Genomic DNA, 23,852 nt, shown 5'->3' on the forward strand with positions numbered 1-23,852 from the left:
ATGATGAAAAAGTATCTGATGAGCGCTATGGCGCTGGCGTCGCTGAGCGCGCACGCCCAATCGTCGCTGACCGTGTACGGCGTGGCCGATGCGGGCATGGTGCTGGAGCGCGGCGGCGACGCCGGTCCTGTCCAGAAAGTTGGAAGCGGCGTCGCCTCCAGCTCCCGCCTCGGCTTCAAGGGCAGGGAAGACCTGGGCGGCGGCACGGTGCTGACCTTTGTGCTGGAAAACGGCTATTCCATCGACACCGGCGCAGCCAAGCAAAACGGTGCGCTGTTTGGCCGCCAGGCCCTGATTTGCCTGACTGGCGACGCCGGTTCGCTGAGCATCGGCCACCAGTACACGCCGTTCTACAAGGTGCTGAACAACGTGGCCGACCCGTTCGCCACCGGCATGGCTGGCAATGCGCAGAATATCTTTGACGGCACGACGCGCGTCAGCAACACGGTGGAATACATCACGCCACGCGTGGCCGGCTTCTCGGCCGATGTCCAATATGGCTTGGGCGAAGTGGCTGGCGACACCAGCAAGTACCGCTACCTTGGCGCCAGCGGCACCTATGAAGAGGGCGCGTTGACCGTGGTGCTGGTGCACCAGCAGCGCAACAACACCGCCGCCAGCGCGAACAGCCGGAACACCATGCTGGCGGCACGCTACCGCTTTGGCGATATCACTGGCCATGCGGCGCATGTGCGCAACCGTGACCTGCTGGGTGTGGAAAGCCGCGACACGCTGCTGGGTTTTAGCGCGCAACTGGCCGGCGCGAACAAGCTGATTGCCTCTGTCATTGATCATCATGACAGCAGCGGGGTGGGGCAGCATGCGCGCCAGGCGGCGATAGGCATTGCGCATAGCCTGTCGCGCCGTACTGATGTCTACGCGGCCTATGGCCATATCAGCAACAGCAATGGCGCTGCTTTCCGTGTCGGCACGGCGGCGGACAGTGGTTCCGGCACTACCGGGCTTAACCTGGGTGTACGTCATGTGTTTTAATGCTAATCACAGATGACAATACGCAGGGGAGACTATGGCAACATCGCACACCGCGACATCCGCGCGGCCGGCAATCCGGCTATGGCGGCGGCTGACGCTGTGGGTGGTGGGACTGGCCATCGCCCTTGCCATCGCTGGATTGGCGGGCCGCTGGGCGCATGAGTCGGCGATCGACAAGCTGCGCGTGCAAGGCGCGCAGCGGCTTGATGGCTATGCGGTCAGCCTGGAGAATCTGCTGTCCAAGTATGACTTCCTGCCCGGCACGCTGGAGCTGAACAAGGATGTCATCGCGCTGCTGCAGCGTCCCGGCGACGAGGCCCTGCGCGGCGAGGTGAATGCCTACCTGGAGCAGCTGAACCGCCGCTCCGGCTCGACCACCATTTACATCGTCAATTTGAAAGGCGTAACACAGGCCGCCAGCAACTGGCGTTCGCGGCAAAGCTTTGTCGGCGACCACGTCGCTTTCCGCCCCTATGTGCGCGACGCCTTGCGCGGCGTGCCCGGCGGCTTTTACGGGGTGGGCACCACCAGCGGCGAGCCGGGATATTTTTTCGCACACGGGATTTATTACCAGGGGCGGATGCTGGGTGTCGCCACCGTCAAGGTAAATATCGAGCGGCTGGAGCAGGGCTGGGAGCAGGGCGCGGACAAGGTACTGCTAGCCGATGCCAGGGGTGTGGTGTTTCTCAGCTCCGTGCCCGAGTGGAAGTACCGCACCCTGAAGCCGCTGACGCCGGCGGCGATGCGCGAGATGGAGGAGTCGCGCCAGTATTTTTCCCACGCGCTGACGCCGTTGGGACAGCGCGAGTCGCGCCAGCTGGGTGGCGGCGCGGCGCTGGTTACGCTGCCGGAAAGCGGGCGCACACCCTTGCTTAGTCAGACACGCTCGCTGGCCCCGCGCCAGTGGCGCTTTGTCTATCTTTCCGACTTGGGCAGTGCCCGCGCCAGTGCCCGCAATGTGTTCCTGTTCGCCTTGCTGGTGCAGGCGCTGTTGCTGATGCTGGTGCTGTATGCACGTCAGCGGCAGCAGACGCGCGATCATCTTGAGGTGCTGGTTGTCGAACGCACCGCCAGCTTGCAGGAGATGACGCGCAACCTGAGCGAGGAAAACAGCGTGCGCCGCGCGGCCGAAGAGAAGCTTCGCCGCGCGCAAAGTGAGCTGGTGCAGGCCGGGAAGATGGCGGTGCTGGGACAGATGGCAGCGGGCATGACGCACGAATTGAATCAGCCGCTGACCGCGCTGCGGACCATGTCCGACAATGCGCAGGTATTGATCGAGCGCGGAAGGCTGGACGACGCAAAGAACAATCTGTCCACGATCTCGCAACTGGTGGCGCGCATGGGCGCGCTGACCGGCCAGCTACGCCAGTTCGCCCGCAAGTCGGACGCCAGCCTGGCTGCCGTGCCGGTAACCGCCGCAATCACCGCCGCGCTGTTTCTGGTGGAGCGGCGCGTGGAGCAGGAACGAGTGAACTTCCGCATGCAGGTGCGCGATCAGCAGGTGCACGCGCTGTGCGACAGCAACCGGCTGGAGCAGGTGCTGGTCAACCTGTTCAACAATGCGCTGGATGCGATGGCCGATTGCGACAACCGCCAGTTGACGGTGAACGTCGAGCGCGTGCATGGGCGGGCGCGGATCGTGGTCACCGATAGCGGGCCTGGCATACCGGAAGAAATACGTAGCCATTTGTTTGAACCATTTTTCACCACCAAACCGCAAGGCAAGGGACTGGGGCTGGGCCTGGCGATCTCCGAGCAGATCGTCCGCGAATTCGGCGGCGAGCTGCGCGCCGAAGCCGTTGAGGCAGTTGCATCAGGCGGGGCCCGCTTTGTGATTGACTTGCCCTTGGCGGAGCAGGAGACAGCATGAAAGTTTTATTGATCGAAGACGACGCCACCGTGCGTGCGGGCAGTGTCCAGGCACTGGACTTGGCGGGGTTTGATGTCGAGGCCTTCCACGCGGCGGAGCCGGCGCTGGCGCGCATCACTCCCGGTTTTGCCGGCGTGGTGGTCAGCGATGTCCGCCTGCCCGGCATGAGCGGGCTAGAATTCATGGCGGCCGCCAAGGCCATCGACGCGCAATTGCCGGTGGTGCTGGTGACTGGCCATGGCGACATCACCATGGCGGTCGGCGCAATGCGCAACGGCGCGTATGATTTCATCGCCAAGCCATATTCGTCAGAACAGCTGACCGATGTGGTGCAGCGCGCGCTGGAAACGCGGCGCTTGATGCTGGAGGTGGCGGCGCTGCGCCACCGCATCGCGCACGGCGAGGGCATCGAAGCCACGCTGCTGGGCGACTCCGCGCCGATGCGCGAATTGCGCAAGCTGATACTAGACCTGGCCGACGAACCGGCCGATGTGCTGATCTACGGCGAAACAGGCACCGGCAAGGAGATGGTGGCGCGCTGCCTGCACCAGTTCAGCCGCCGCAGCCAGCGTCATTTCGTCGCCCTCAATTGCGGTGCGATTCCGGAGACGATTTTCGAAAGCGAAGTCTTTGGCCATGAATCCGGATCCTTCACCGGCGCCGGCAAACGCCAGATCGGCAAGATTGAACATGCCGATGGCGGTTCATTGTTCCTCGACGAGATCGAGAGCTTGCCGATGGCCTTGCAGGTCAAGCTGCTGCGGGTGCTGCAGGAGCGCTATATCGAACGCCTCGGCTCGAATAATCCTGTGCCAGTCGATGTGCGCGTGATTGCCGCATCCAAGGTCGATCTGAAAGAATGGTCGGACCAGCAGAAATTCCGCAGCGACTTGTACTACCGCCTTAACCTGATCATCCTGAACCTGCCGCCTTTGCGCGAACGGCGCGAGGACATCCCGCTGCTGTTCGAGCACTTTCTGCTCGGTGCGGCGGCGCGCTACAAGCGCGAGGCGCCGCCCGCGCCCGGTCCGCTGATGCAGGCGCTGATGGCGCACAACTGGCCGGGCAATGTGCGCGAGCTGAGGAATATCGCCGAGCGCTATGTGCTCGGCTTGTCCAGCGGAGCGGATGGCCTGCTGTCCGAGCGCAGCCCGGAGCCGGTGCCGCTGGCCGACCAGGTGGGCGGCTTTGAGCGCGCCGTCATCGAGCAGGAATTGCGCAAGGCTGGCGGCAGCGTCACCGCAGTCAGCCTTGCGCTGGGCGTGCCAAAGCAGACGCTGTACTACAAGATGCAAAAGTATGGGCTGACAGCGGATGAATACAAGGCTTAGCGCTTCTTCACCGGCTGCGTTTTGGCTTCAAAGCGCGTCTTGTTGGCTTCCGCCAGCAGGGCTGCGCAATCCACAGAATCCACTTTGCCGGTATTAATCAGCGGGATCACGGCGGCCAGCGGATTGACTACGGTGGCCAGCGCCACGGCGGCCCCGGCCTTGAGCGCCAGCGGTCCCGCCTGCGGCCCGACTTTCGGATCGGTGAACGTGCCTTTGGCGTACAGCGGCGTGCGCAGCGAGACGATGCGCACGCCCTTGGTCTGCGGACGCACGTCGAGGTCCAGGGTTTCCTTGGCCAGATTGACATTGCCGCTGACGTTGATGACCGCTTCCTGCGTGTCCACCACGAAGCGGCGCGCTTCAGCTCGGCCATGTTCCACCACGAAGTCGCCGGCCAGGCAGTTCAACTGAATCTGCTTGTCGCCGAACAGTTTGACGAACACCAGGTTGGCGATATTGAGGCCCGCCGCTTCCAGGATGAATTTGCTGACCGAGCCTTCGCTGACGGTCGCGCCCAGCTCGCCGCTGGAGGAGGCCAGCATGGCGGATACCGAGTTGCCTTTGCCGGCCAGTGCGGCGTCGGCGCTGACTTCACCCACGCTGGCCTGCATCGACTCCAGTTTCGGGAACAGCTGGTTGATCTTCAGGTGGCGCGCGGCCATGCGGATTTCCGCGTCGATCTGTTTCTGGCGGCCATCCAGCTTGACATTGGAGGTGATGTCGCCGCCGGCCATGCCGAAGTTCAGCGGCGTCAGCGTCAGCACCTTGTTATTCATCTTGATATTGGCCTGGATGTCGTTCAGCGGAATGTCGTGGGTGCGCACCAGTTTTTTGCCGGTGAACTTGACGTCGGCGTCCAGCGCATCCCATTTGGCGGTGTTGAACTGCTCGACCGGCAGTGCCTTGTCTTCCGGCTGGTTTTGCGGTTTATTGCGCTTGGCCTTGCCGGCATTGCTCTCGGCACCGATGGTCGGACCCAGGTCTTCCAGGCGCAGCTGGCGCGAGGTAAGCTCGCCGGTCAGCAGTGGCCGTGGCTTGCGCGGGCTGTAGGCCAGCGTGCCTTCCAGGTCGCTGCCGCCGACGGTGCCGGTGAAGTTTTTATAGGTCCAGTTCCAGACGGCGCCGGACCTCTTGCCGATCAGGCGGCCGGTGGTGGCGTAGGGTGGCGTCTCTGGCAGCAGCACGCCGGTCAGCGGATACAGGTCGGCCATGCTGGCACCGCCGAGCGAAAGTTTCAGGTCCAGCCCTGCAGGCGAGCGTGGATCGGTAAGAAAGCCTTCGACGCCGATCTTGTTCTTGGCGAGGCTGGCGTTGGCCAGTACCGGGAAGTTGGTGTGTTCGTCGGTCAGCGCGAGCACTTTGCCGAGCTTGCCGCCGCCGGTGACCGGCGCATTGCGGTAGCTGCCGCTCAGGTCAAACTTGATGCCGTATTTTTGCGCATCCGGGCCTTGGTTGATGCCGGTGGCCTTGGCGCGCAAGTCCAGCTTGATGCCGTCGTCGATGTAGCGCAGGTCGCCTTCGCCCAGCGTCAGGCGCTGAATATCGACTTCCCATTCTGAGGGGCCGTTGTCCTTGAAGGTCCAGGTGTTGCTGCCATCGGCGCGGCGTTGCGCGGCCACGGTGATTTTCTCAACGGCGAGATCGGTGATCGCTACTTCCTTGTGCAGCAGCGGCAGCGGGTGCAGTGCGACGGTGATGTTGCCGGCGCTGGCCAGTCTGGGGCCGGCCGTGGTCCAGCCGGGATTGGCGACGTAGACATCATTGGCGCTGATGCGTGGACGCGGCACGTAGCGGCGCCAGCCTGCTTCGGCGGCGTCGCCTTGCTCCCAGTGCACGCGCAGATCGCCATTGATGGCGAACTCACGGCCGATGGTGTCGGAGACACGCTGGTTGATCCAGGGGCGGGCTCGGTTCCAGTCGAAGGTCAGCACGAAGATGACGATCGCTACCAGCACCAGTAGCAGCGTGGCGAGCAAGCCTGCGATAATTTTGATTGGGCGCGATTTTTTCATGCAACCGATGCTACGCTTCACGCGCGGAAGCTTATGTGCGGTACGCCACGGTAGACTAAAAGCTGGCTTGCTTGCCGACCAGCCAGGCATGCAGCAGCTCGCGGCTCCCGGCCTTGGCCTCATAGTGGAATTTGCCCCCGATTTGCGTCGCAACCGGCAGGCCATCCTGGAACAGCACGCGGTTGCCGGCCAGTGCAGGCACCTTATCGCCGGGGAGTAGCGTGCCGCACAGGTTGAGTGGATCGACAGCCGAGATGCAGACGTAGCCGCCGTCGTGCGGCCTGCGGCGCATCTCGCGCAGCAGCGGTATGGCTTCCGGCAGGGCGAATTGTTCGCCCGACAAGCCGGCGACAAAGCGGCCGCCGCGAATTTCACCGCGTGCTTCCAGCCGATGATATACCGGCAGCAGTTCGCGCCAGCTGGGCATCCAGCTGGCTTCGCGCTCCAGCAGACGCCAGAACATGACGCCGTAGCGGCGCAGCAGCGTCATGGCGATATGCTCCAGCGTTTCCGGATCGGTGCGTGGCCTGCGGCCAGGCGCCGTGCTTGCTGCCGGCTCGCTGGTGCGGACTTTGATCGTGACGTTGTCGCCGCGCCGCACCAGCGCCCAGCGGCCGGCTTCTTCCATGGTCGGGCCGGCGCCTCGGCGGCGCCGCTTGTCGATGCTGGCGCGCTTGCTGGCTGGTGCCAGCATCGCGCGCAGGCCCGCATAGCTGTCGGCGTTGACTAGGCCAGTCGCCACCAGTTCGCCCAGCGTGGTTTCCAGTTCCGCCGGCAGCAAGCGCGCATCGTGCGATAGCTCGTCGAAAAACATGGCACCGTGGCGTTGCAGGGTTTCCAGTACGCGCGCGGCGCGCGGCGATACCTCAACCTCGGCAGCCACGGCCGGTAGTGCATGCCATAGCCCCAGCTGGCGGCGCGGCAGCAGCACCAGCGGCGTGCTGCGCACCGGCCCGCCGGCTGCGCTGGCGGGCGCGCCCACGCGGGTCCAGACGACTTTACCGGCCCGGCACAGCTCATCCAGCCATAGCGCAGAATAATCGCGCACGCGCAATCCCAATACATCGCTTTCCCATGCGCCGGCCGCAGCTTCATAGCCCTCCAGCTGCGCCAGCACTTGCGGCAGCGCGTCCATGCCCTGCAACTGCGCATCCGCCGTCAGGTGCTGCCACTCGAACAGGAAGCGCATGAAGTCCTGGCGTTCGACCGGCTCGATTTCGCGGCGCAGATTGCGGATGGTATAGCGGTGGATGCGCGCCAGCAGATGCCGCTCGCACCATTCTTCCTCCGCGGCGCCAGGCGTAAAGCGGCCGCGCATCACATAGCCTTCGCTTTCCAGCTGCGTCAGCGCGATGGTGACGGTGGAGGCAGGCAGTGCAAGCGGCTGCGCGATCGCCGTCACGGTTTGAGGCCCAAAGCCGCTCAGGCGTGCGCGCAGTATCTCGACCAGCGCCGCGTCCCGCGTCCAGGCATCGTCATCGCCGGGGAGGTCCAGCGCCGGCGTGGCAAGGGCGGCCGGATAGGCGGCTTGCAGGCATGCCAGTCGTTCGCGTGCCACCCAAAGCTCCGCGCCGCTTGCGGCATCTTGCAGACGTGTGGCGCGGCCAGTGGCGGCAAGGCCGTCCAGCCACACTGGCCAGCTTTCCTGGCGCGCCGCCTCGGCGGGCGTGACGCCGGCCAGCGCCATCAGGGCTTCGTGCATTTCATCGCTGCTGCGTGCTGACGGCCAGGCCTCGTCCGCAACGGCGGCAATTGCGCCTGCGTCCAGCGCGCCCAGGTCATCGGTGGCGGCGGGATCGCTCCAGCGGCGGTTGAGCACCGCCTGTGTGCGGCGTTCCTCCAGCGGCGCATCGTCGAGGAAGGCGTAGGGGCGTGCATTCAGGATTTCCATTGCCAATGGCGACGGCGCTGGCAGGTCACGCGCCAGCAATCGTACCTCGCCGGCCTCCATGCGCCGCAGCAGCGCCAGCCAGCCTTCGCTGTCCATGGCGTCGTGCAGACAGTCGTCCAGCGTCTGGTCCACCAGCGGATGGCTGGGCAGTTCACGCTCGCCGACGATATTCTCCAGGCATGCCGCCTGGTCGGGGAACACGGCGGCCAGCAGGTCGTCGCTTTTCATGCGTTGCAGTTGCGGCGCGACTTTGCGGCCACCGGTAAAGCGCGGCAGGGCCAGCGCGGTGGTGGCGTTCCACCGCCAGCGCACATTGAACAGCGGCGCATCCAGCAAGGCCTGGATCAGAATATGTTCGGCGGTGGCGGAGCGCAGGTAGCGCCAGACTTCGTCCAGCGGAAAGCTATGGCTCTCGGACAGCGACAGCACGATCGCATCCTCCGTCGCCGCCGCTTGCAGCTCGAAGTTGAAGGTGCGGCAGAAGCGCTTGCGCAAGGCCAGGCCCCAGGCGCGATTCACGCGGCTGCCAAAGGGCGCATGCAGCACCAGCTGCATGCCGCCGGATTCGTCGAAGAAGCGCTCCATCACCAGCGTGTCGTGGGTAGGCAGGGCGCCCAGCGCGGCGCGGGAGCGGGTCATATAGCCGGCGATCTGCCGGGCCGCATCATCGCGCAGCGCCAGATGGGTGGACAGCCAGTTCACTACCCGTTCCAGTGCCGCCTCACCATCCTCACCGGCCAGCAGCTGATCGATTTCACCGCGCAGGCGTGCCACACCGGCCGACAGTTCGTCCGAGCGGCCTGGCGCCTCGCCGATCCAGAACGGGATGTTGGGCGCGGCGCCATGCGCATCTTCCACGCGCACCTTGCCTGCCTCGATGCGCTGGATGCGGTAGGAGGTATTCCCGAGTTGGAAAACATCGCCGGCCAGGCTCTCCACCGCGAAATCCTCATGCACGGTGCCGATGTTCTGGCCTTGCGGCTCCAGCAGCACCGTGTAGTCGGCGTTGTCCGGTATGGTCCCGCCGGACATTACCGCCGTCATCTTGCCGCCGCGCCGGCCGCGCAAGGTGCCGCTTACCGTGTCGCGGTGCAGGTAGGCGCCGCGCACGCCCTGGCGGCTGGTATAGCCTTCGGTCAGCATGCGTAGTACCTGGTCGTAGCGCTGGCGTTCCAGCCGGGCGTACGGCGAGGCGCGCCGCACCAGTGCAAACAGCTCGTCCTCGCGCCATTCGCGGCAGGCTACCTCCGCGACGATCTGCTGCGCCAGCACATCCAGCGGCGCGGGCGGAATGCGCAACGCATCAAGCTCATTGCGGCGCACGCAGTCCAGCAGCGCTGCGCATTCGATCAGGTCATCGCGGGATGTGGGAAACAGCCGGCCCTTGGGCATGCCGCCGACGTGGTGGCCGGAACGGCCGACGCGCTGCAGGAAGGAGGCGATGCTGCGCGGGGAGCCGATCTGGCACACCAGGTCCACATCGCCGATGTCGATGCCCAGCTCCAGCGAGGCAGTCGCGATCAGCACCTGCAATTCGCCGCGCTTCAGGCGCTGTTCTGCATCCTGCCGGGATTCTTTTGCCAGGCTGCCGTGGTGCGCGGCCACATGCTCTGTGCCCAGCCGGTCGGCAAGATGGCGCGCCATGCGCTCGGCCATGCGCCGCGTGTTCACGAAGATCAGCGTGGTGCTGTGCATCACGGTCAGTTCGGCCAGCCGGTCGTAGACGCGCTCCCACACATCGTTGGCCATCACCGCGTCCAACGGCACCGGCGGCAGTTCCAGGTTCAGGTCGCGCGCCCGTACATGGCCGACATCGACCACCGCGCAAGTGCGCCCGTTCCCGGCCAGGAATTCGGCCACCACCGCGATCGGCTTCTGCGTGGCGGATAGCCCGATCCGCACTGGCGGCCGCTCGCACAAGGCGTCCAGCCGCTCCAGGCTCAGGGACAGGTGGCTGCCACGCTTGCTGCCCGCCACCGCGTGGATCTCGTCAACGATCACGGTGCGCACGCCGGCCAGCATGGCGCGGCCGCTATCCGACCCCAGCATCACGTACAGCGATTCAGGCGTCGAGACCAGGATATGCGGCGCGCGGCGGCGCATGGCGTTGCGTTCGGCCTGCGTGGTGTCACCGGTGCGCACCGCGCTGCGGATGCCGTGCGGCGCCTGGCCGATGGCCTGAAGTTGGCCGTCGATGCCTTCCAGCGGCGACAGCAGGTTGACGCGGATATCGTTGGACAGGGCCTTCAACGGCGATACGTACAGCACCCGCGTCTGGTCAGGCAATGGCGCCTCGCGGCTGTCGCGCACCAGCGCGTCGATGGCGGCAAGGAAGGCGGTCAGAGTCTTGCCAGAGCCGGTGGGGGCGGCGATCAGCGTGTTGCGGCCCGACTGGATCAGCGGCCACGCCTGGCGTTGCGCCTCGGTGGCGCTGGCAAAGGCCGCGTCGAACCATGCCGTCACGGCCGGATGGAACTGATGCTGCTGGGCGGGCAAGTCGTCGGTCATAAGCGCTATGTGAGGGCGGGGCGGGGGATATCAACCAGACGCCACCGGCAGTGACGAGCATGATAAGCTAGAAAACATTGTAAATAATGAACCGTTAAGCGTCATGACTACCCAGGTCCCCAAAGGTTTACCACTGTTTTTGAGCGCTCCCGGCGAGCTGGGAACGCGTATTTGGGCGCATGACTGGGAGAATACGCCACTGGGGCCGATCGCCAATTGGCCGCACAGCCTGAAGACGGTCATCAACCTGATGCTCAATTCGCCGCAGCCGATGTGGATAGGCTGGGGCGAGCAGGTGACGTTTTTATACAACGACGCGTACATCGATGTGCTTAGCATGGCCAAGCATCCGTGGGCGCTGGGCCGGCCGGCCATCGAGGTGTGGTCGGAAATCTGGGAATACTGCGGCCCGCTGATCGACAAGGTGTTCGCCCATGGCGAATCCACCATGGCCGACCAGGTGCGCCTGTTCATGCGGCGCGGCGAATCGCTGGAGGAGACCTTCTACGCCTTCTCCTATAGCCCGGTGCGCGATGAATCGGGCGCAGTGGCTGGCCTGTTCTGCGCCAATCTGGATGTCACCGGCCGCCATCTGAACGAGCGCCGCATGCACACCTTGTCGGACCTGAACAGCCGCACCTTGCAGGAAAAGACCGTGCATGGCGCCTGCGCCATCGCGCTGGCCACGATCGCCGATAATCCGGATGACATTCCGTTCGCCCAGCTGTACCTGGCGGATGTAGGCAAGCCCGCGCGGCGGCTGCACGCCACGCACGCCGACATCGCCGATGCACATGCGCTGTTCGCGGTGGATCAGGTGATTGCCGGCGGCGTCGCGCAGCTGGTGGCGCTGGATGGGCGCTCACCGCCATCCGGACTGCCGCTGGGATTGGCGCAGCAGCCTTTGCGCGAAGCGCTGGTGCTGCCCTTGCAGGGCAGCGGACCAGGACTATCGATTGGTGCGCTGGTGCTGGGCGTGAGTTCTGCGCGCAAGCTGGACGCCGATTATCGCGGCTTCCTGGAGCTGATCGCCAACCAGGCCAGCAACGCCATCCGCCACGCGCGCGCGGCCGAGGATGAGCGGCTGCGCGCCGACAAGCTGGCCGAGCTGGATCAGGCCAAGACCCAGTTCTTCAGCAATGTCAGCCACGAATTCCGCACCCCGCTGACGCTGTTGCTGGGCCCTGCCAACGACGCGCTGGCGGATGACGCTGCGCCGCTGCCGCCGCCGCAGCGGGAGCGCGTGCTGCTGATGCAGCGTAACGCGCTGCGGCTGCAAAAACTGGTCAACACGCTGCTGGAGTTCTCGCGCGTGCAGGCTGGCCGCGCGCACGCCAGCTTCGCGCCGGTCGACCTGGCGGCGCTGACCGGCGACCTGGCCAGCAGCTTCCGTTCGGCCATCGAAGGGGCGGGCATGCGGCTTGAAGTCGAGTGCGTACCGTTGCCGGCGCAGGTGTATGTGGACGCGGAGATGTGGGAGAAAATTGTCCTGAACCTGATGTCGAACGCCTTCAAGTTCACCTTCGAGGGTGAGATCAGGGTGCGGCAGCGGGTGCTTGGCGACCAGTTGCGGCTGGAGGTGTCCGACACCGGCGCAGGCATACCGCACGACCAATTGCCGCATTTGTTCGAGCGCTTCCATCGTGTAGAGGGCGCGCGCTCGCGCACCCATGAGGGATCGGGCATCGGCCTGGCGCTGGTGCATGACCTGGTGCAGCTGCATGGCGGCCAGATCGGTGTCGAGAGTGTGCTGGGACGCGGCAGTGTGTTCAGCGTCGCCATCCCGCTCGGCTGCGCGCACCTGCCGCCGTTGCAGGTTAATAGCGCGGCGCCGGCCGGAACGTCGCTGTCCGCCGTGGCCGAAGTCTATGTGGCCGAGGCGGAGGGATGGGTACAGCGGCAAGCCACGCACGAGCAGGACAGCGCCATGCATGGACGGCTGCTGGTGGTGGACGACAACGCCGACATGCGCGACTACCTGCAACGGCTGTTGCAGCCGCAATGGCAGGTGCAGGTCTGTAACAACGGCGTGGAGGCGCTGGCCATCATCGAACGCGATCCGCCGGACCTGATCCTGTCCGACGTCATGATGCCGCAGCTGGACGGTTTTGGCCTGCTGGCGGCCTTGCGCGCGCATCCGGCCACGCGGGATATTCCCTTCATGCTGCTGTCCGCGCGCGCCGGCGAAGAGGCGCGGCTGGAAGGCTTGCAGGCTGGCGCGGACGATTACCTGGTCAAGCCGTTCTCCGCCCGCGAGCTGGCGGCGCGCATCGAAGTGCTGCGGCTGCGCCAGCGCATGCGCGTGGTGGAAGGCGCTGCGGCGCGCCGGCTGCAATCGGTGTTCAGCCAGGCACCGGTGGCGATCTGCATCCTGAACGGACCGGAACATGTGTTTGAGCAGGCCAATGATTATTATCAGATCCTGGTCGGGCCGCGCCCCCTGCTTGGACTGACCATGCGCCAGGCCTTCCCGGAGCTGGAGTCGCAAGGCATCTATGAATTGCTGGACGGCGTACTGGAGACCGGTCAGCCCTACGTGGGCCGCTCGGTGCAGCTGCGCCTGCAGCGCGCGCCGGATCAGGAGCTGAGCGAATGCTGGTTCGATTTCGTGTATCAGCCCTTGCTGGACGATGCGGGCAAGCCGCAAGGTGTGGCGGTGGTGGCGTTCGAGGTCACCGAGCTGGCCAACGCCAAGCGGGAGGCGGAAGCGGCCAGCCGCGCCAAGGACGAATTCCTCGCCATGCTGGGCCACGAGCTGCGCAATCCACTGGCGCCTATCGTCACCGCGCTGCAACTGATGCGCATGCGCGGCGTCGACTTCGCGGTCAAGGAGCGTGCTGTCATCGAACGGCAAACCAGGCACCTGGTGGCGCTGGTGGACGACTTGCTCGACGTGTCGCGCGTGGCCGAGGGCAAGGTGCAACTAAGCCGGAAAGTGGTGGAGATGGCCGAGGTGATCTCGCGTGCCATTGAAATCGCCAGCCCGCTGATCGAACAAAAACGCCATGAAGTAGTGTTGCAGGCGCCCGCCACCGGCATGCTGGTGCTGGCCGACCCGGTGCGCTGCGCGCAGGTGGTGGCCAATCTGCTGACCAACGCCGCCAAGTACACCGAGCCGGGTGGACGACTGATCGTCGCCGCGCGGCGTGAGGCGGATCAGGTGCTGGTCGAGGTGCAGGACAACGGCATCGGCATCGCCCCGGACATGATCGGGCCCGTGTTTGAGCGCTTCACGCAGGCGCGCCAGGCATTGAACCGCTCGCAGGGCGGCCTCGGACTGGGGCTGGCGATTGCGCGCAGCATGATGGCGCTGCACGGTGGCAGTGTGGAAGCGCGCAGCGATGGACTTGGCTGCGGCAGTACCTTTACCGTGCGCATGCCGCTATGGCAGGGACAGGACGATGCGCCAGTCGCTGCACAGTCGCCGGTGCCGGTACGCTCGGTACACGGCGGTCTGTCGATACTGGTGGTGGATGACAACGAGGATGCGGCGCGCGCGCTGGGCGAGGGACTGGAGCTGCTGGGGCATACCGTCAAGGTGGTGTTCAGTGCACCGGCCGCGCTGGCGGTGGCGCCGGTGCTTCAGCCGCAGATCGCGCTGCTTGACATCGGCTTGCCGGGGATGGATGGCTATGAATTGGCGGTGCGCCTGCGCGAGTTGCCGGGTAAAGAAGACCTGTGCCTGTTCGCAGTGACTGGCTACGGCCAGGAAGCGGATCGCCAGCGGGCGCGCGAAGCCGGCTTCGAGCAGCATCTGACCAAGCCGGTCGACCTTGGCCGGCTGGAAGCCTTGCTACAGACGGCCCGCGAACACCAGACGCATCCACGCGGATGCGCTGCACCAACTCCGCCGGCTTGACACCCATCTCTTTGACGAACTGGGGCGCGAAATTACGGTTGCTCATGCCTGCCACCTCTGCCAGGTTTTCCACCGATGCGTGATGCTGGAGCCCAGGGATCAGCGCCGTTGCGTTCTACGCAAAGGTGTTGACGCGTAGCGCTGTCTTATCAGCGCGTGGCGTGGGCGATACAGTGGTTCATCTTTTACCCACAGGAGTTTCGACCATGACCAAGCTGCTGCAACCGATACAGATCGGCGACCTGACCTTTAACAACCGTGTCGCCATGGCGCCGCTGACCCGCGCACGCTCCGGCGAGGATGGTGTGCCGGTTGCGCTGAACGCCGAATACTATGCGCAGCGCGCCACGGCGGGCCTGATTATCAGCGAGGCTACCAATGTCTCGCCCAACTCTGCTGCGTTTGAACTGGCGCCCGGCATTCACAGCGATGCACAGGTAGCGGGCTGGCGCCACGTGACGGAACAGGTGCACGCCGCCGGCGGCAAGATGTTCATGCAATTGTGGCACAGCGGCCGTGTCAGCTCGTACGCGCTGCTCAAGGGCGCCGAGCCGCTGTCGCCATCGGGCGTGAATGATGATCTCGGTCTGTTGCAGGTGTATGGCGCGCTGCGCAACGGCTACTACACCCGCATTTACGCCTCGCCATCGCGTGCCATGCGCAACGAGGAGGTGTACGCAGCCATCGCCGAATTCCGCACCGGTGCGCAGAACGCGCTGCGCGCAGGACTGGACGGCGTGGAAATCCATGCGGCCAATGGCTATCTGGTGCAGCAATTCCTGTCGCCGAGGGTGAATCGCCGCGACGACGAATTCGGCGGCAGCGTTGAGAACCGCGCGCGCTTCCTGCGCCTGGTGATCGAAGCAGTGCTGGAGGTATTCCCGAAAGAGCGCATCGGTGTCCGTATCTCGCCCTATGCGGCATATAACAATGCTGCCGATCCTAATGTGGCCGAGACCTATGGCTATGTCGCCCGCATGCTGAACGCATACGGCATCGCCTACATCCACGGCGCCGACACCAATGCCTGGGGCGGTGTGCCGGATATGCCGAAGATCCTGGCGCTGGTGCGCGCCAACTATGGCGGCGTATTGATGGCCAACGCTGGCCTGACGCCGCAAGCTGCGCAGTGGCTGGTGGAGGATGGCAAGGCGGACATGGTGGCGTTCGGCCGCCAGTATGTGGCGAATCCGGACCTGGTGGCGCGCATTGCCGCCGGCGGCCCGTACAACGAGCCTGAACCGTTCTCGTTCTACGGTGGCATGCAGCGCGGCTATACCGACTATCCAGCGCTGGGCTGAGGCCATGGATCGCTGGCAGGCGATGGAAACGCTGGTACACGTGGTGGAGGCGGGCTCATTTTCGGGCGCGGCCCGCCGCCTGAATGTTGGCCAGCCTTACGTTTCCAAGATGGTGGCACAGCTGGAGGCCGATCTCGGCGTCCAGCTGCTGTTGCGTTCCAATCGCGGCCTGACGCCGACCGAGTCGGGGCTGGCCTATTATCAGGGAGCGCGGCGCGCGTTGGAAGCTGCTGCGGATGCCGACAGCAGCGCGCGCGGCGCCAGCGCTGGCATGGGTGGACGGCTGGTGGTATCGGCGCCGGTGACCTTCGCGCGCCTGCATGTGATGCCGCTGGTACAGCGCTTTCTCGACCAGCATCCGCAACTGAAACTGGATGTGGTGCTGGACGACCGCAATATCGATCTGCTGGAGGAAGGCGTGGATGTGGCGCTGCGGCTGGGCGCGCTGAGCGATTCGGCGATGACAGCGCGCCGCATCGGTCGCAGCCCGCGCGCAGTGCTGGCCACGCCGGCCTATCTGGCGCGGCATGGCGCACCGCATCATCCGGCCGAGCTGATCGCCCATCAGGTCATCATCTATCCCCGCGCTGGCAGCGGCGCCGCCTGCATGTTCCAGTGCGGCGAGATGCAGGAACCGGTGACGCTGGACGGGCGCGTGCGCGTGTCGGCGGCGGAAGGCGTGCGTGCGGCAGTGCTGGCGGACATGGGCATCGCTGTCGCCTCGGAATGGATGTTTGCGCCGGAGCTGGCCAGCGGTCAAGTGCAGCGCTTGCTGCTCGATTGGCGTTTGCCGGCGATGGATCTGTGGGCGGTATTCCCATCCGGCCGCAAGGCCAGCGCCAAGGCGCGGGCGTTTGCGGCCTTCGTCGAGCAACTGCTAGCCGATTAACTGCGGTCCTGCCAGAGGCAGGTCAAACCAGCGCTTGCCGGTGGCATCGGCAAGCGCGTTACCCAAGGCGCCAGCCATCGGGCCTTGCGCTGCCTCGGCCACGCCCAGCAAAGGCGCACCGGGGCGGTCGATCAGGATCACATCCACTTTTCCCGGCACATTCGAATAGCGCATGATCGGGTAGCTGGCCCAGTCCACGCTGGTGATGGCGTCAGGTGTGAATTGCAGCTTCTCGTACAACGTCCAGCTGGCGGATTGCAGGATGCCGCCTTCCACCTGGTTGCGGATGCCGTCCGGGCTCACGCCCTGACCGCAATCGACAGCCGCCGTCACGCGCACGATGTGCACCGCGCCGGTGCTGCGTTCAACGCGGATCTCCACCGCCAACGCCACGTAGGCCATGATGTTCTTGTACTGGCCAAACGCAAAGCCGAAACCATGGTCGCGGCGGCGCTTGCGCTGGTTCCAGCCAAACTGTCTGGCGCTGCGCTCGATCACCTCGCGCGCGCGCGGATCGTCCATGTGGCGTAGGCGGAACGCCACCGGGTCGGTGCGCGCCGCCGCCGCCAGTTCATCCATCATGCCCTCGATGGCGAACAGGTTGATGTGTGCGCCCAGCGAGCGCATGGCCGAGGTGCGCAGCGGCGTTACCGGCAGAAAGTGGTTGACCACCTTGGCCTGCGGCAGCGTGTACAGCGGGATGGCATTGCGGTCACCGCCGCCTTCCGGCATCGGCATCGGCTGCGAAGGGCTGGGCACAAAGGGTCTGGCCAACAGTTGCGCCGGTATCAGCTTGCCGGCGTTGCCGGGACGTTCGTTGTGCGAGCCGCTCCATAATTCGTACTGCCAGTCGCAGATCTTGCCGTCGGCGTCGAGCGATGCCGCCAGCTGCGTGCTCATGGCCGGCGCATATGGCTCCCATTGATTTTCCTGGTCGCGCATCAATTGCACCCGTACCGGACGGCCGGGCAGCACGCGCGCCAGCAGGGCGGCATCGGCCGCCACATCGTCGGCGCCGTTCTGGCCGTAGCAGCCGGCGCTTTCAGTGTGAATGCAGCGCACATCATCCAGCGGCATCGACAGCAGCTCGGCCAGCGCTGCGCGCAGCGGATAGACGCCTTGGGTGTGGGTCCACACGGTCATGCCGCCTTGCGCCAGCAGCGCCACCGAGCACGACGGGCCGATCGAACCATGCATCACATATTGCTTGGTGTACCGGCGCTTGAGCGTGAAGACGGCGCTGTCGGCCTTGCTTTTCTTGTCCTCGACGACGATATCCTGCGAGGCTAAGGCGCGCAGCGTGGCGTGAATATTAGCGGGCGACGGCAAGGCTGGTCCCCGCTGCCAGCGGGCGCTGGCCGATAAGGCGCGCATTGCCTGCACCGCCTGCCATTCGTCGCTGGCGATGACCGCCAGGTAGTTGCCATCCATATGGACTTTCAGCACGCCGGGCATGCGTTCCACCGCTTGGGCATTGGCCGACAGCAGGCGGGCGCCGTAGGCGGGCGGGCGCACCACGCGCGCATGCACCATGCCGGGCAAGCGCATATCCTGCACGTAGGCTGCGCCGCCGGTCAGCTTGGCCGGGATGTCGACGCGCGGCAGTGAATGGCCGATCACCGTATAGTCACGTGGCTGTTTCAGAGGCGAATTGACCCGCGCCGCCTGGTGCAGGTCAATGGTGCGTACGGCCAGGCCGTAGTGCATCTGACGGCCATCTGGCGCGATGATCATGCCGTTGACAGTCCTGAGTGCTGCGGCGTCCAGTTTGAATTGGGCGGCGGCGCCTTCGACCACCAGCGCGCGAACCTGCGCGGCGGCGTTCAATAGCGCGGTACCGCTGTCCGCCATGGTGTGGCTGCCGGCGGTGAAGCCTTCGTTTGGCGTCAGGCCGGTATCGGCAGTGATGAAATGGATGGTGGCCGGCGCGACATCCAGTTGTTCGGCCGCCACTTGTAATAGCGCGGTGCGCACACCCGTGCCCAGTTCCGCCTTGCCGGTGAAGACGGTGACTTTGCCGTCGGCGGCTATTTTGATCCAGGCGTCCAGCATCGGCGTGCGTTGCAGGCTGCCAGCCAGGTGTTTGTCGGCGATAGGCGGCACGCCCATGCCGTTGAATTCGGCCAGCGCACGGCGCGGCAGCAGGGTAAAGCCGAGTACCAGCGCGCCAGCGCTCAGCACTGCACGGCGGCGCGGGTCGATGGTGTCGGCGCTCATGCCTTGCTCACTTCGGCGACTTCCTTGATGGCGGCGATGATGCGCATATGCGTGCCGCAGCGGCAAAGATTGGGCTCCATATGGGTGCGGATCTGCGCTTCGCTGGGATGTGGATGCCGTTCCAGCAGCGCCTGCGCGCGCATCACCATGCCGGCGATGCAATAACCGCACTGCGCCGCCTGGTGTCTGATGAAGGATGCCTGCAGTTTCCCCGGCTTGCTGGCGCTGCCCAGGCCTTCGATGGTGCGTACCTGCCGTCCTTCGCAGGCGGCCAGCGGCGTCAGGCAGCTGAACACCGGCTGGCCGTCCAGCATGACGGTGCAGGCGCCGCACTGGCCCATGCCACAGCCGAATTTGGCGCCGTTCAGTTCCAGCTGGTTGCGCAGCGCATAGAGCAGCGGCGTGGAGGGATCGATGTCCAGTATGTGGCGGACGCCGTTGACAGTGAGGGTACTCATTGCTGGTTCTCCTTGCGGATGTCGTTGACGCGTTGTTCAACGCTGTTCCATGCAGGACGCTTGCCGATGTCGGCGCGTACATAGGCGGCGATGCTGGCGATCTGCGCATCGGTCAGCGTTGCCGCGAATGGTGGCATGAAGGTGGATTGCTGTGCGTGGCTCCAGGGCACGCCGTTTAGCACAATCTGTATCAGGTTGTCCGCGCGTTCGCTGTTGACGGCGGTGCTTAACGCCAGCGAGGGGCGTCCGCCGGCCGCCATCATCGGTGCGGTGGCGCCATGGCAGCTGGCGCAGGCGCCGGCAAACAGTGTGGCGCCTTGTGCAACGCGCGCGTGGTCGTCGCTGGCGACAGGCTTAGGAACGCTGGCAGGTGGCTTTTGCAGCGACATGATGTAGGTGGCGATGGCGTCAGTGTCCGCTTCCGGTACCCGCGACAGGCTGTGCGCCACAGGCCCCATCGGGCCGGCGGCGGCGCCATGCTCCGTCGACCAGCCGTGGCGCAGGTAGATCGCTAGCTGTTCACGCGTCCATGGCTTGGGCGCCTGTATCAGTGCGGTGAGTGCCGGCGCGTCCCAGCCGTCGATATTGCCGCCGCTGAATGCCGGGCTGCGTTCGCCGCCGATCGGGCCCAGCGCACTGTGGCAGGAAGCACAGTGGCCGGCGCCATCGACCAGGTAACGGCCACGATTCCATGCATAGGATTGTGACGGATCCTCGGGGACAGGGCCGGGGCGCAGGTAGAGCAGGTTCCATCCGGCCAGGAAGGGGCGGAAGCGCAGCGGCAGCAGCAGGTCGTTGTCTGGCGCCTGGTACACCACCGGTGTACGCGTCATCAGATAGGCGTAGGCATCGTTGATGTCGGCGGTCGACATTTTGGTGTAGTGGATGTAAGGGAAGGCCGGATACAGCAGGTGGCCATCGCGCGCCACGCCGTGCCGCAGTGCGCGCGTGAACGCCGCCAACGACCAGTTGCCGATGCCGGTGGCCGGATCAGGGGTGATATTGGTGGTGTAGATGGTGCCGAAAGGCGTGCGTAGCGGAAGACCGCCAGCGTATGGCGACCCGCCGGCAGCCGTGTGACACACCATGCAGTCGCCCTGTGCGGTGACCCGTGCGCCGCGCGCGATGCTGGCGCTGTCAAAGTCATTGGGGCCTGGTGCTTGGACCGGGGCCAGCGCCGGCTGTATTACCCAGGCGGTCGCTGCTGCAGCACTCGCTGCTAATGTCGCGCCTATCCAGACCCAGTATCTCGTTTTCATGCATGCTCCCGGTAGCGTAAGCGTGCACTTTGCCACCACTGGCGGGCGTTGGTAACCACCCAGATGGCATGGCTACTATTCCAGCGCGGAATAGCCCGACGTATTGTAAGTAATCGATCGATCAATTAAAGTTGGCGGACTGTATTTTCCGAAACGGAGAACCTCGTGCCCAAGCTGACCTTTAGACAAAAACTGTGGCTGCCGCTAATCTGCAGCCTGTTGTGCCTCACCGGCGTTGCGCTGCTCGATGCGCTGCAGTTGCGCACCTTGCGCTTCGAGGAACGCCAGCGCGCGCTGACCGATATGAATGACGCCGCGCTAAATGTCGTGCAGCGCTACGCTGCCGAGGCGAACAGCGGCAAGGCCGATCTGGCCAGCGCCCAGAAGCGCGCCATGACCACGCTGGACAGCATGCGCTACGGTGAGGATAGCTATGTCTCAGTGATCAGTGCTGATGGCCGCATCATCCAGAATCCCGGCAATCCTGCATCCAATGGCAAGAATATGATGGATTTCCGCGATGCCAATGGGGTTTACATTTTCCGCGAATTTGCGCGCCTCGCCAACACGGCCGAGGGTAGCGGTTTTGTGCATTTCCTCTGGCAGCGCCCCGGACAGAAGCAAGCATCGCCCAAGCTGGCGCGCATCAGCACCTACAAGCCTTGGGGCTGGGTTTTCCTGACCGGGGTTTATACCGACGACATCGAGGCCGACTTCTATCGCTCGCTGCTGACGTCAGCGTTTGGCTTGCTGGCTGCGGGCACGGTGCTGCTGCTGGTATCCGGTGCCATCAACCGTAGCCTGAGCCGCGTGCTGGGCGGTGCGCCCGAGTATGCGGTGGAGGTGACCAACCGCATCGCCGCCAATGACCTGAGTGTACCGGTGGTGCTGCGTGCCGGCGATGACAGCAGCTTGCTGTATGCGATACACACCATGCAGCATAAGCTGGTTGGCACTATTGGCGAGATACGCGGCAGCGCCGAGACCATCGCCAGCGCTTCCAGCCAGATCGCGGTCGGCAATCTGGACCTGTCAGCGCGTACTGAAACCCAGGCCAGCTCGCTTGAAGAGACGGCGGCGTCAATGGAGCAATTGACTTCTGCGGTTCGCCAGAATGCGGAAAACGCGCATCAGGCGAATGAACTGGTGCAGGCCACGGCGCAGTTGGCGCAGCAGGGCGGTCAGGTGATCGGGCGCGTGATCCAGACCATGGGCGACATCAATGCCGCCTCCAGCCGTGTGGTGGACATCATCGGCGTGATCGACGGTATCGCCTTCCAGACCAATATCCTGGCACTCAATGCCGCTGTCGAAGCGGCGCGCGCCGGGGATCAGGGGCGCGGCTTTGCGGTGGTAGCGACCGAAGTGCGCAATCTGGCGCAGCGCAGCGCGGCCGCCGCGCGCGAGGTCAAGCAGCTGATCGACAATTCAGTAGACAGCATCGCCGCCGGGCAGGCTCTGGTTGAACAGGCTGGCAGCACCATGCAGCAGGTAGTCGGCAGTGTGTCGCGCGTGACCGCGATCATGGCCGCCATCAGCGATGCTTCGCGCGAGCAGAGCACCGGCATTGGTCACGTCAATCAGGCGATTACCGAGATGGATACTGTGACGCAGCAGAACGCCGCGCTGGTGGAGCAGGCGGCGGCCGCCGCCGATAGCATGCAGGATCAGGCCAGCCATCTGACCAGCTGTGTCGGCGTGTTCCGCTTGTCCCTCTGCGGCGCCACGCCATTGCGGCCCTTGCTGTTGAGTTGAGGCGAGCCTAGTTGCGGATCTGCCGGTACTGCGCAAGCAGTGCCGGCATTTGTTTTTTTCGTTGCAACTGCAGGCATGCTTGTTGCAGGCGCGCTGCCATGGCTGGCGTCACATTCTGATCAGCCAGGTAGAGCGAGAGATTAGCCTTGCCCACTACCAGCGGCACGCCGTAATCGGATGGCTGGTAGCCGAGGTGATGGATGGCGTAATCCATGGAGGTGCGCACGCCCGCGACACCGTCCAGCCGTCCCTGATGCAGCATGCGCAAGCCTTGTTCATAACTATTGGTTTCGTAGCGTGCAATGCAGGCATGCAGGGAATCGGCGAAGCTGGCGCGTCGCAGGAGGGCAACCCTGTGTCCACACAGTTGGTCGGCGCTGCTGAAGTGCGTACCGCGACGGCCAACGACGATCACGTCTTCCGTGCCCAGTGTGGCGAGTGGCGGCTGGGTGTGGGCGGGACTGGCGGCGATGGCCAGCATCAGGTCTGCGCCGTCTCCTCTCAGCATGGCGATGGCGCGTGCATATGGAACAGCATCGATCACGAGCGGAAGGCCGCTCAGTGATGATAACTGCGACGCCAGGTCGACGGAAACGCCTTCCAATTGTCCGTCGGCATTGCGTCCGGCCCACGGCATCAGGTCAACTACCACCATGCGCAGCGGCGTGGCGCTGGCCAAGGCGGGCAGCGCTGCAAGCAATGGCGTGCACAAAAGTTGGCGGCGGCTGAGGCTCATGGACGTCCCCTGAAGTTGAAGCTTCAGTGTAAATAATCGACTGATAAATTAAAAGAAGATATACTCAAAGAATGACTACCAAGACCAAACCTGTGGTAAAACGCCTGTCGCCGGAGGAGCGCGAGCAACAGATTGTCGCCAAGGCGATTAGCTATTTTTCCACACACGGCTTCAACGCCAGCACGCGCGAGCTGGCGAAACAGATTGGCATCACGCAGCCGCTGCTGTACCGCTACTTCCCCAGCAAGGACGCGCTGGTTGACCGCGTGTTCCAGATCATTTACCTGTCGCGCTGGAATCCGGAGTGGGACGGCTTGCTGCGCGACCGCAGCAAGCCGCTGCCAAAACGCCTGCATCTGTTCTACAAGCAGTACGCAGGAATGATCCTGCAAAGCGAATGGATACGCATCTTCATTTTCGCAGGGCTGACGCGTCAGGGCATCAATGACCGGTACCTGGCCGGCCTGCGCGAGCGCGTGTTCGACGTGGTGCTGGCGGAGTTGCGCTTTGAATACGGCCTGGACGCGCCGACGCCACAGCAGTACGAGGACGAAATTGAGTTCATCTGGGGGTTGCACGCCGCAGTTTTCTACGTCGGCGTGCGCAAGTATGTATACGGCCTGCCAGTGCCAGATGATCTGGAACGGCTGGTGCAACAGAAGCTGGACGTGTTTCTGGCCAGCGCGCCCAGAGCGTTGAGAAACTTGCGGATGACAAGCTAAACCTTGGTATGAGTTTGCATACGAAGGTGCAATTTCACACAACCCTTCCTG

General features: G+C 64.6%; 14 protein-coding genes. 8 read left to right on the plus strand and 6 right to left on the minus strand.

The genetic code is table 11. The features are described 5' to 3' along the window. The 3 genes from KW842_RS00165 to KW842_RS00175 are packed head-to-tail and all read left to right on the plus strand — an operon-like array spanning nucleotide 1 to nucleotide 4,194. Nucleotides 1-993: a porin gene (locus KW842_RS00165; RefSeq protein ID WP_229223409.1), complete on the plus strand. Its 993-nt coding sequence runs from the start codon at nucleotides 1-3 to the stop codon at nucleotides 991-993. Nucleotides 994-1,027: 34 nt separating this feature from the next. After that, entirely contained in the window at nucleotides 1,028-2,863 is a 1,836-nt protein-coding gene (locus KW842_RS00170; protein ID WP_218302075.1) for an ATP-binding protein, read from the plus strand. Next, nucleotides 2,860-4,194 (plus strand): sigma-54 dependent transcriptional regulator, encoded by a 1,335-nt coding sequence (locus KW842_RS00175; protein ID WP_218302076.1) that lies wholly within the window; start codon nucleotides 2,860-2,862, stop codon nucleotides 4,192-4,194. Before KW842_RS00170 ends, KW842_RS00175 begins: the two co-directional genes overlap by 4 nt. Here the strand turns inward: KW842_RS00175 and KW842_RS00180 are convergent. Next, on the minus strand, nucleotides 4,191-6,206 hold the full coding sequence (locus KW842_RS00180) for an AsmA family protein (RefSeq protein ID WP_218302077.1): 2,016 nt from the start codon (nucleotides 6,204-6,206) through the stop codon (nucleotides 4,191-4,193). The genes KW842_RS00175 and KW842_RS00180 overlap by 4 nt on opposite strands. A gap of 55 nt (nucleotides 6,207-6,261) precedes the next feature. Continuing rightward, nucleotides 6,262-10,605, minus strand: a complete 4,344-nt coding sequence (locus KW842_RS00185) for a DEAD/DEAH box helicase (RefSeq protein WP_218302078.1) — start codon at nucleotides 10,603-10,605, stop codon at nucleotides 6,262-6,264. Nucleotides 10,606-10,708: 103 nt separating this feature from the next. Between KW842_RS00185 and KW842_RS00190 the strand changes: the two genes are divergently transcribed. From KW842_RS00190 to KW842_RS00200, 3 genes are all read left to right on the plus strand, one after another. Continuing rightward, nucleotides 10,709-14,464, plus strand: a complete 3,756-nt coding sequence (locus KW842_RS00190; RefSeq protein ID WP_218302079.1) for an ATP-binding protein — start codon at nucleotides 10,709-10,711, stop codon at nucleotides 14,462-14,464. A 206-nt stretch (nucleotides 14,465-14,670) separates the two neighbouring features. Next, nucleotides 14,671-15,765: an alkene reductase gene (locus KW842_RS00195; RefSeq protein ID WP_218302080.1), complete on the plus strand. Its 1,095-nt coding sequence runs from the start codon at nucleotides 14,671-14,673 to the stop codon at nucleotides 15,763-15,765. A gap of 4 nt (nucleotides 15,766-15,769) precedes the next feature. Then, entirely contained in the window at nucleotides 15,770-16,654 is an 885-nt protein-coding gene (locus KW842_RS00200; protein WP_218302081.1) for a LysR family transcriptional regulator, read from the plus strand. Here the strand turns inward: KW842_RS00200 and KW842_RS00205 are convergent. The 3 genes from KW842_RS00205 to KW842_RS00215 are packed head-to-tail and all read right to left on the minus strand — an operon-like array spanning nucleotide 16,643 to nucleotide 20,588. Beyond that, complete coding sequence (locus KW842_RS00205) at nucleotides 16,643-18,871, minus strand: molybdopterin cofactor-binding domain-containing protein (protein ID WP_218302082.1); 2,229 nt, start codon at nucleotides 18,869-18,871, stop codon at nucleotides 16,643-16,645. The genes KW842_RS00200 and KW842_RS00205 overlap by 12 nt on opposite strands. Then, nucleotides 18,868-19,329, minus strand: coding sequence for a (2Fe-2S)-binding protein (locus tag KW842_RS00210; RefSeq protein ID WP_218302083.1), 462 nt, complete (start codon nucleotides 19,327-19,329; stop codon nucleotides 18,868-18,870). Before KW842_RS00210 ends, KW842_RS00205 begins: the two co-directional genes overlap by 4 nt. Continuing rightward, the gene (locus KW842_RS00215; protein ID WP_218302084.1) at nucleotides 19,326-20,588 is read right to left on the minus strand and encodes a c-type cytochrome; all 1,263 of its coding nucleotides are present in this window, start codon (nucleotides 20,586-20,588) and stop codon (nucleotides 19,326-19,328) included. The genes KW842_RS00210 and KW842_RS00215 overlap by 4 nt, the downstream gene beginning before the upstream one ends. A gap of 165 nt (nucleotides 20,589-20,753) precedes the next feature. On the opposite strand from KW842_RS00215, the gene KW842_RS27675 reads away from it, so the two are divergent. After that, complete coding sequence (locus KW842_RS27675) at nucleotides 20,754-22,343, plus strand: methyl-accepting chemotaxis protein (RefSeq protein ID WP_218302085.1); 1,590 nt, start codon at nucleotides 20,754-20,756, stop codon at nucleotides 22,341-22,343. Nucleotides 22,344-22,350: 7 nt separating this feature from the next. Here the strand turns inward: KW842_RS27675 and KW842_RS00225 are convergent, their stop codons facing one another. Beyond that, nucleotides 22,351-23,079: an ABC transporter substrate-binding protein gene (locus KW842_RS00225; protein ID WP_218302086.1), complete on the minus strand. Its 729-nt coding sequence runs from the start codon at nucleotides 23,077-23,079 to the stop codon at nucleotides 22,351-22,353. A 71-nt stretch (nucleotides 23,080-23,150) separates the two neighbouring features. On the opposite strand from KW842_RS00225, the gene KW842_RS00230 reads away from it, so the two are divergent. Further along, complete coding sequence (locus KW842_RS00230) at nucleotides 23,151-23,801, plus strand: TetR/AcrR family transcriptional regulator (protein ID WP_218302087.1); 651 nt, start codon at nucleotides 23,151-23,153, stop codon at nucleotides 23,799-23,801. Nucleotides 23,802-23,852: the final 51 nt, after the last annotated feature.

Source organism: Duganella sp. sic0402 (genome assembly GCF_019219065.1).
GTDB lineage: Bacteria > Pseudomonadota > Gammaproteobacteria > Burkholderiales > Burkholderiaceae_D > Rugamonas.

Coding starts and splice junctions, on each gene's coding strand:
- KW842_RS00200 (WP_218302081.1), top strand. CDS start 15,770: ATGGATCGCTGGCAGGCGATGGAAACGCTGGTACACGTGGTGGAGGCG.
- KW842_RS00170 (WP_218302075.1), top strand. CDS start 1,028: ATGGCAACATCGCACACCGCGACATCCGCGCGGCCGGCAATCCGGCTA.
- KW842_RS00180 (WP_218302077.1), bottom strand. CDS start 6,206: ATGAAAAAATCGCGCCCAATCAAAATTATCGCAGGCTTGCTCGCCACG.
- KW842_RS00210 (WP_218302083.1), bottom strand. CDS start 19,329: ATGAGTACCCTCACTGTCAACGGCGTCCGCCACATACTGGACATCGAT.
- KW842_RS00205 (WP_218302082.1), bottom strand. CDS start 18,871: ATGAGCGCCGACACCATCGACCCGCGCCGCCGTGCAGTGCTGAGCGCT.
- KW842_RS00190 (WP_218302079.1), top strand. CDS start 10,709: ATGACTACCCAGGTCCCCAAAGGTTTACCACTGTTTTTGAGCGCTCCC.
- KW842_RS00225 (WP_218302086.1), bottom strand. CDS start 23,079: ATGAGCCTCAGCCGCCGCCAACTTTTGTGCACGCCATTGCTTGCAGCG.
- KW842_RS00215 (WP_218302084.1), bottom strand. CDS start 20,588: ATGAAAACGAGATACTGGGTCTGGATAGGCGCGACATTAGCAGCGAGT.
- KW842_RS00230 (WP_218302087.1), top strand. CDS start 23,151: ATGACTACCAAGACCAAACCTGTGGTAAAACGCCTGTCGCCGGAGGAG.
- KW842_RS00165 (WP_229223409.1), top strand. CDS start 1: ATGATGAAAAAGTATCTGATGAGCGCTATGGCGCTGGCGTCGCTGAGC.
- KW842_RS00175 (WP_218302076.1), top strand. CDS start 2,860: ATGAAAGTTTTATTGATCGAAGACGACGCCACCGTGCGTGCGGGCAGT.
- KW842_RS00195 (WP_218302080.1), top strand. CDS start 14,671: ATGACCAAGCTGCTGCAACCGATACAGATCGGCGACCTGACCTTTAAC.
- KW842_RS00185 (WP_218302078.1), bottom strand. CDS start 10,605: ATGACCGACGACTTGCCCGCCCAGCAGCATCAGTTCCATCCGGCCGTG.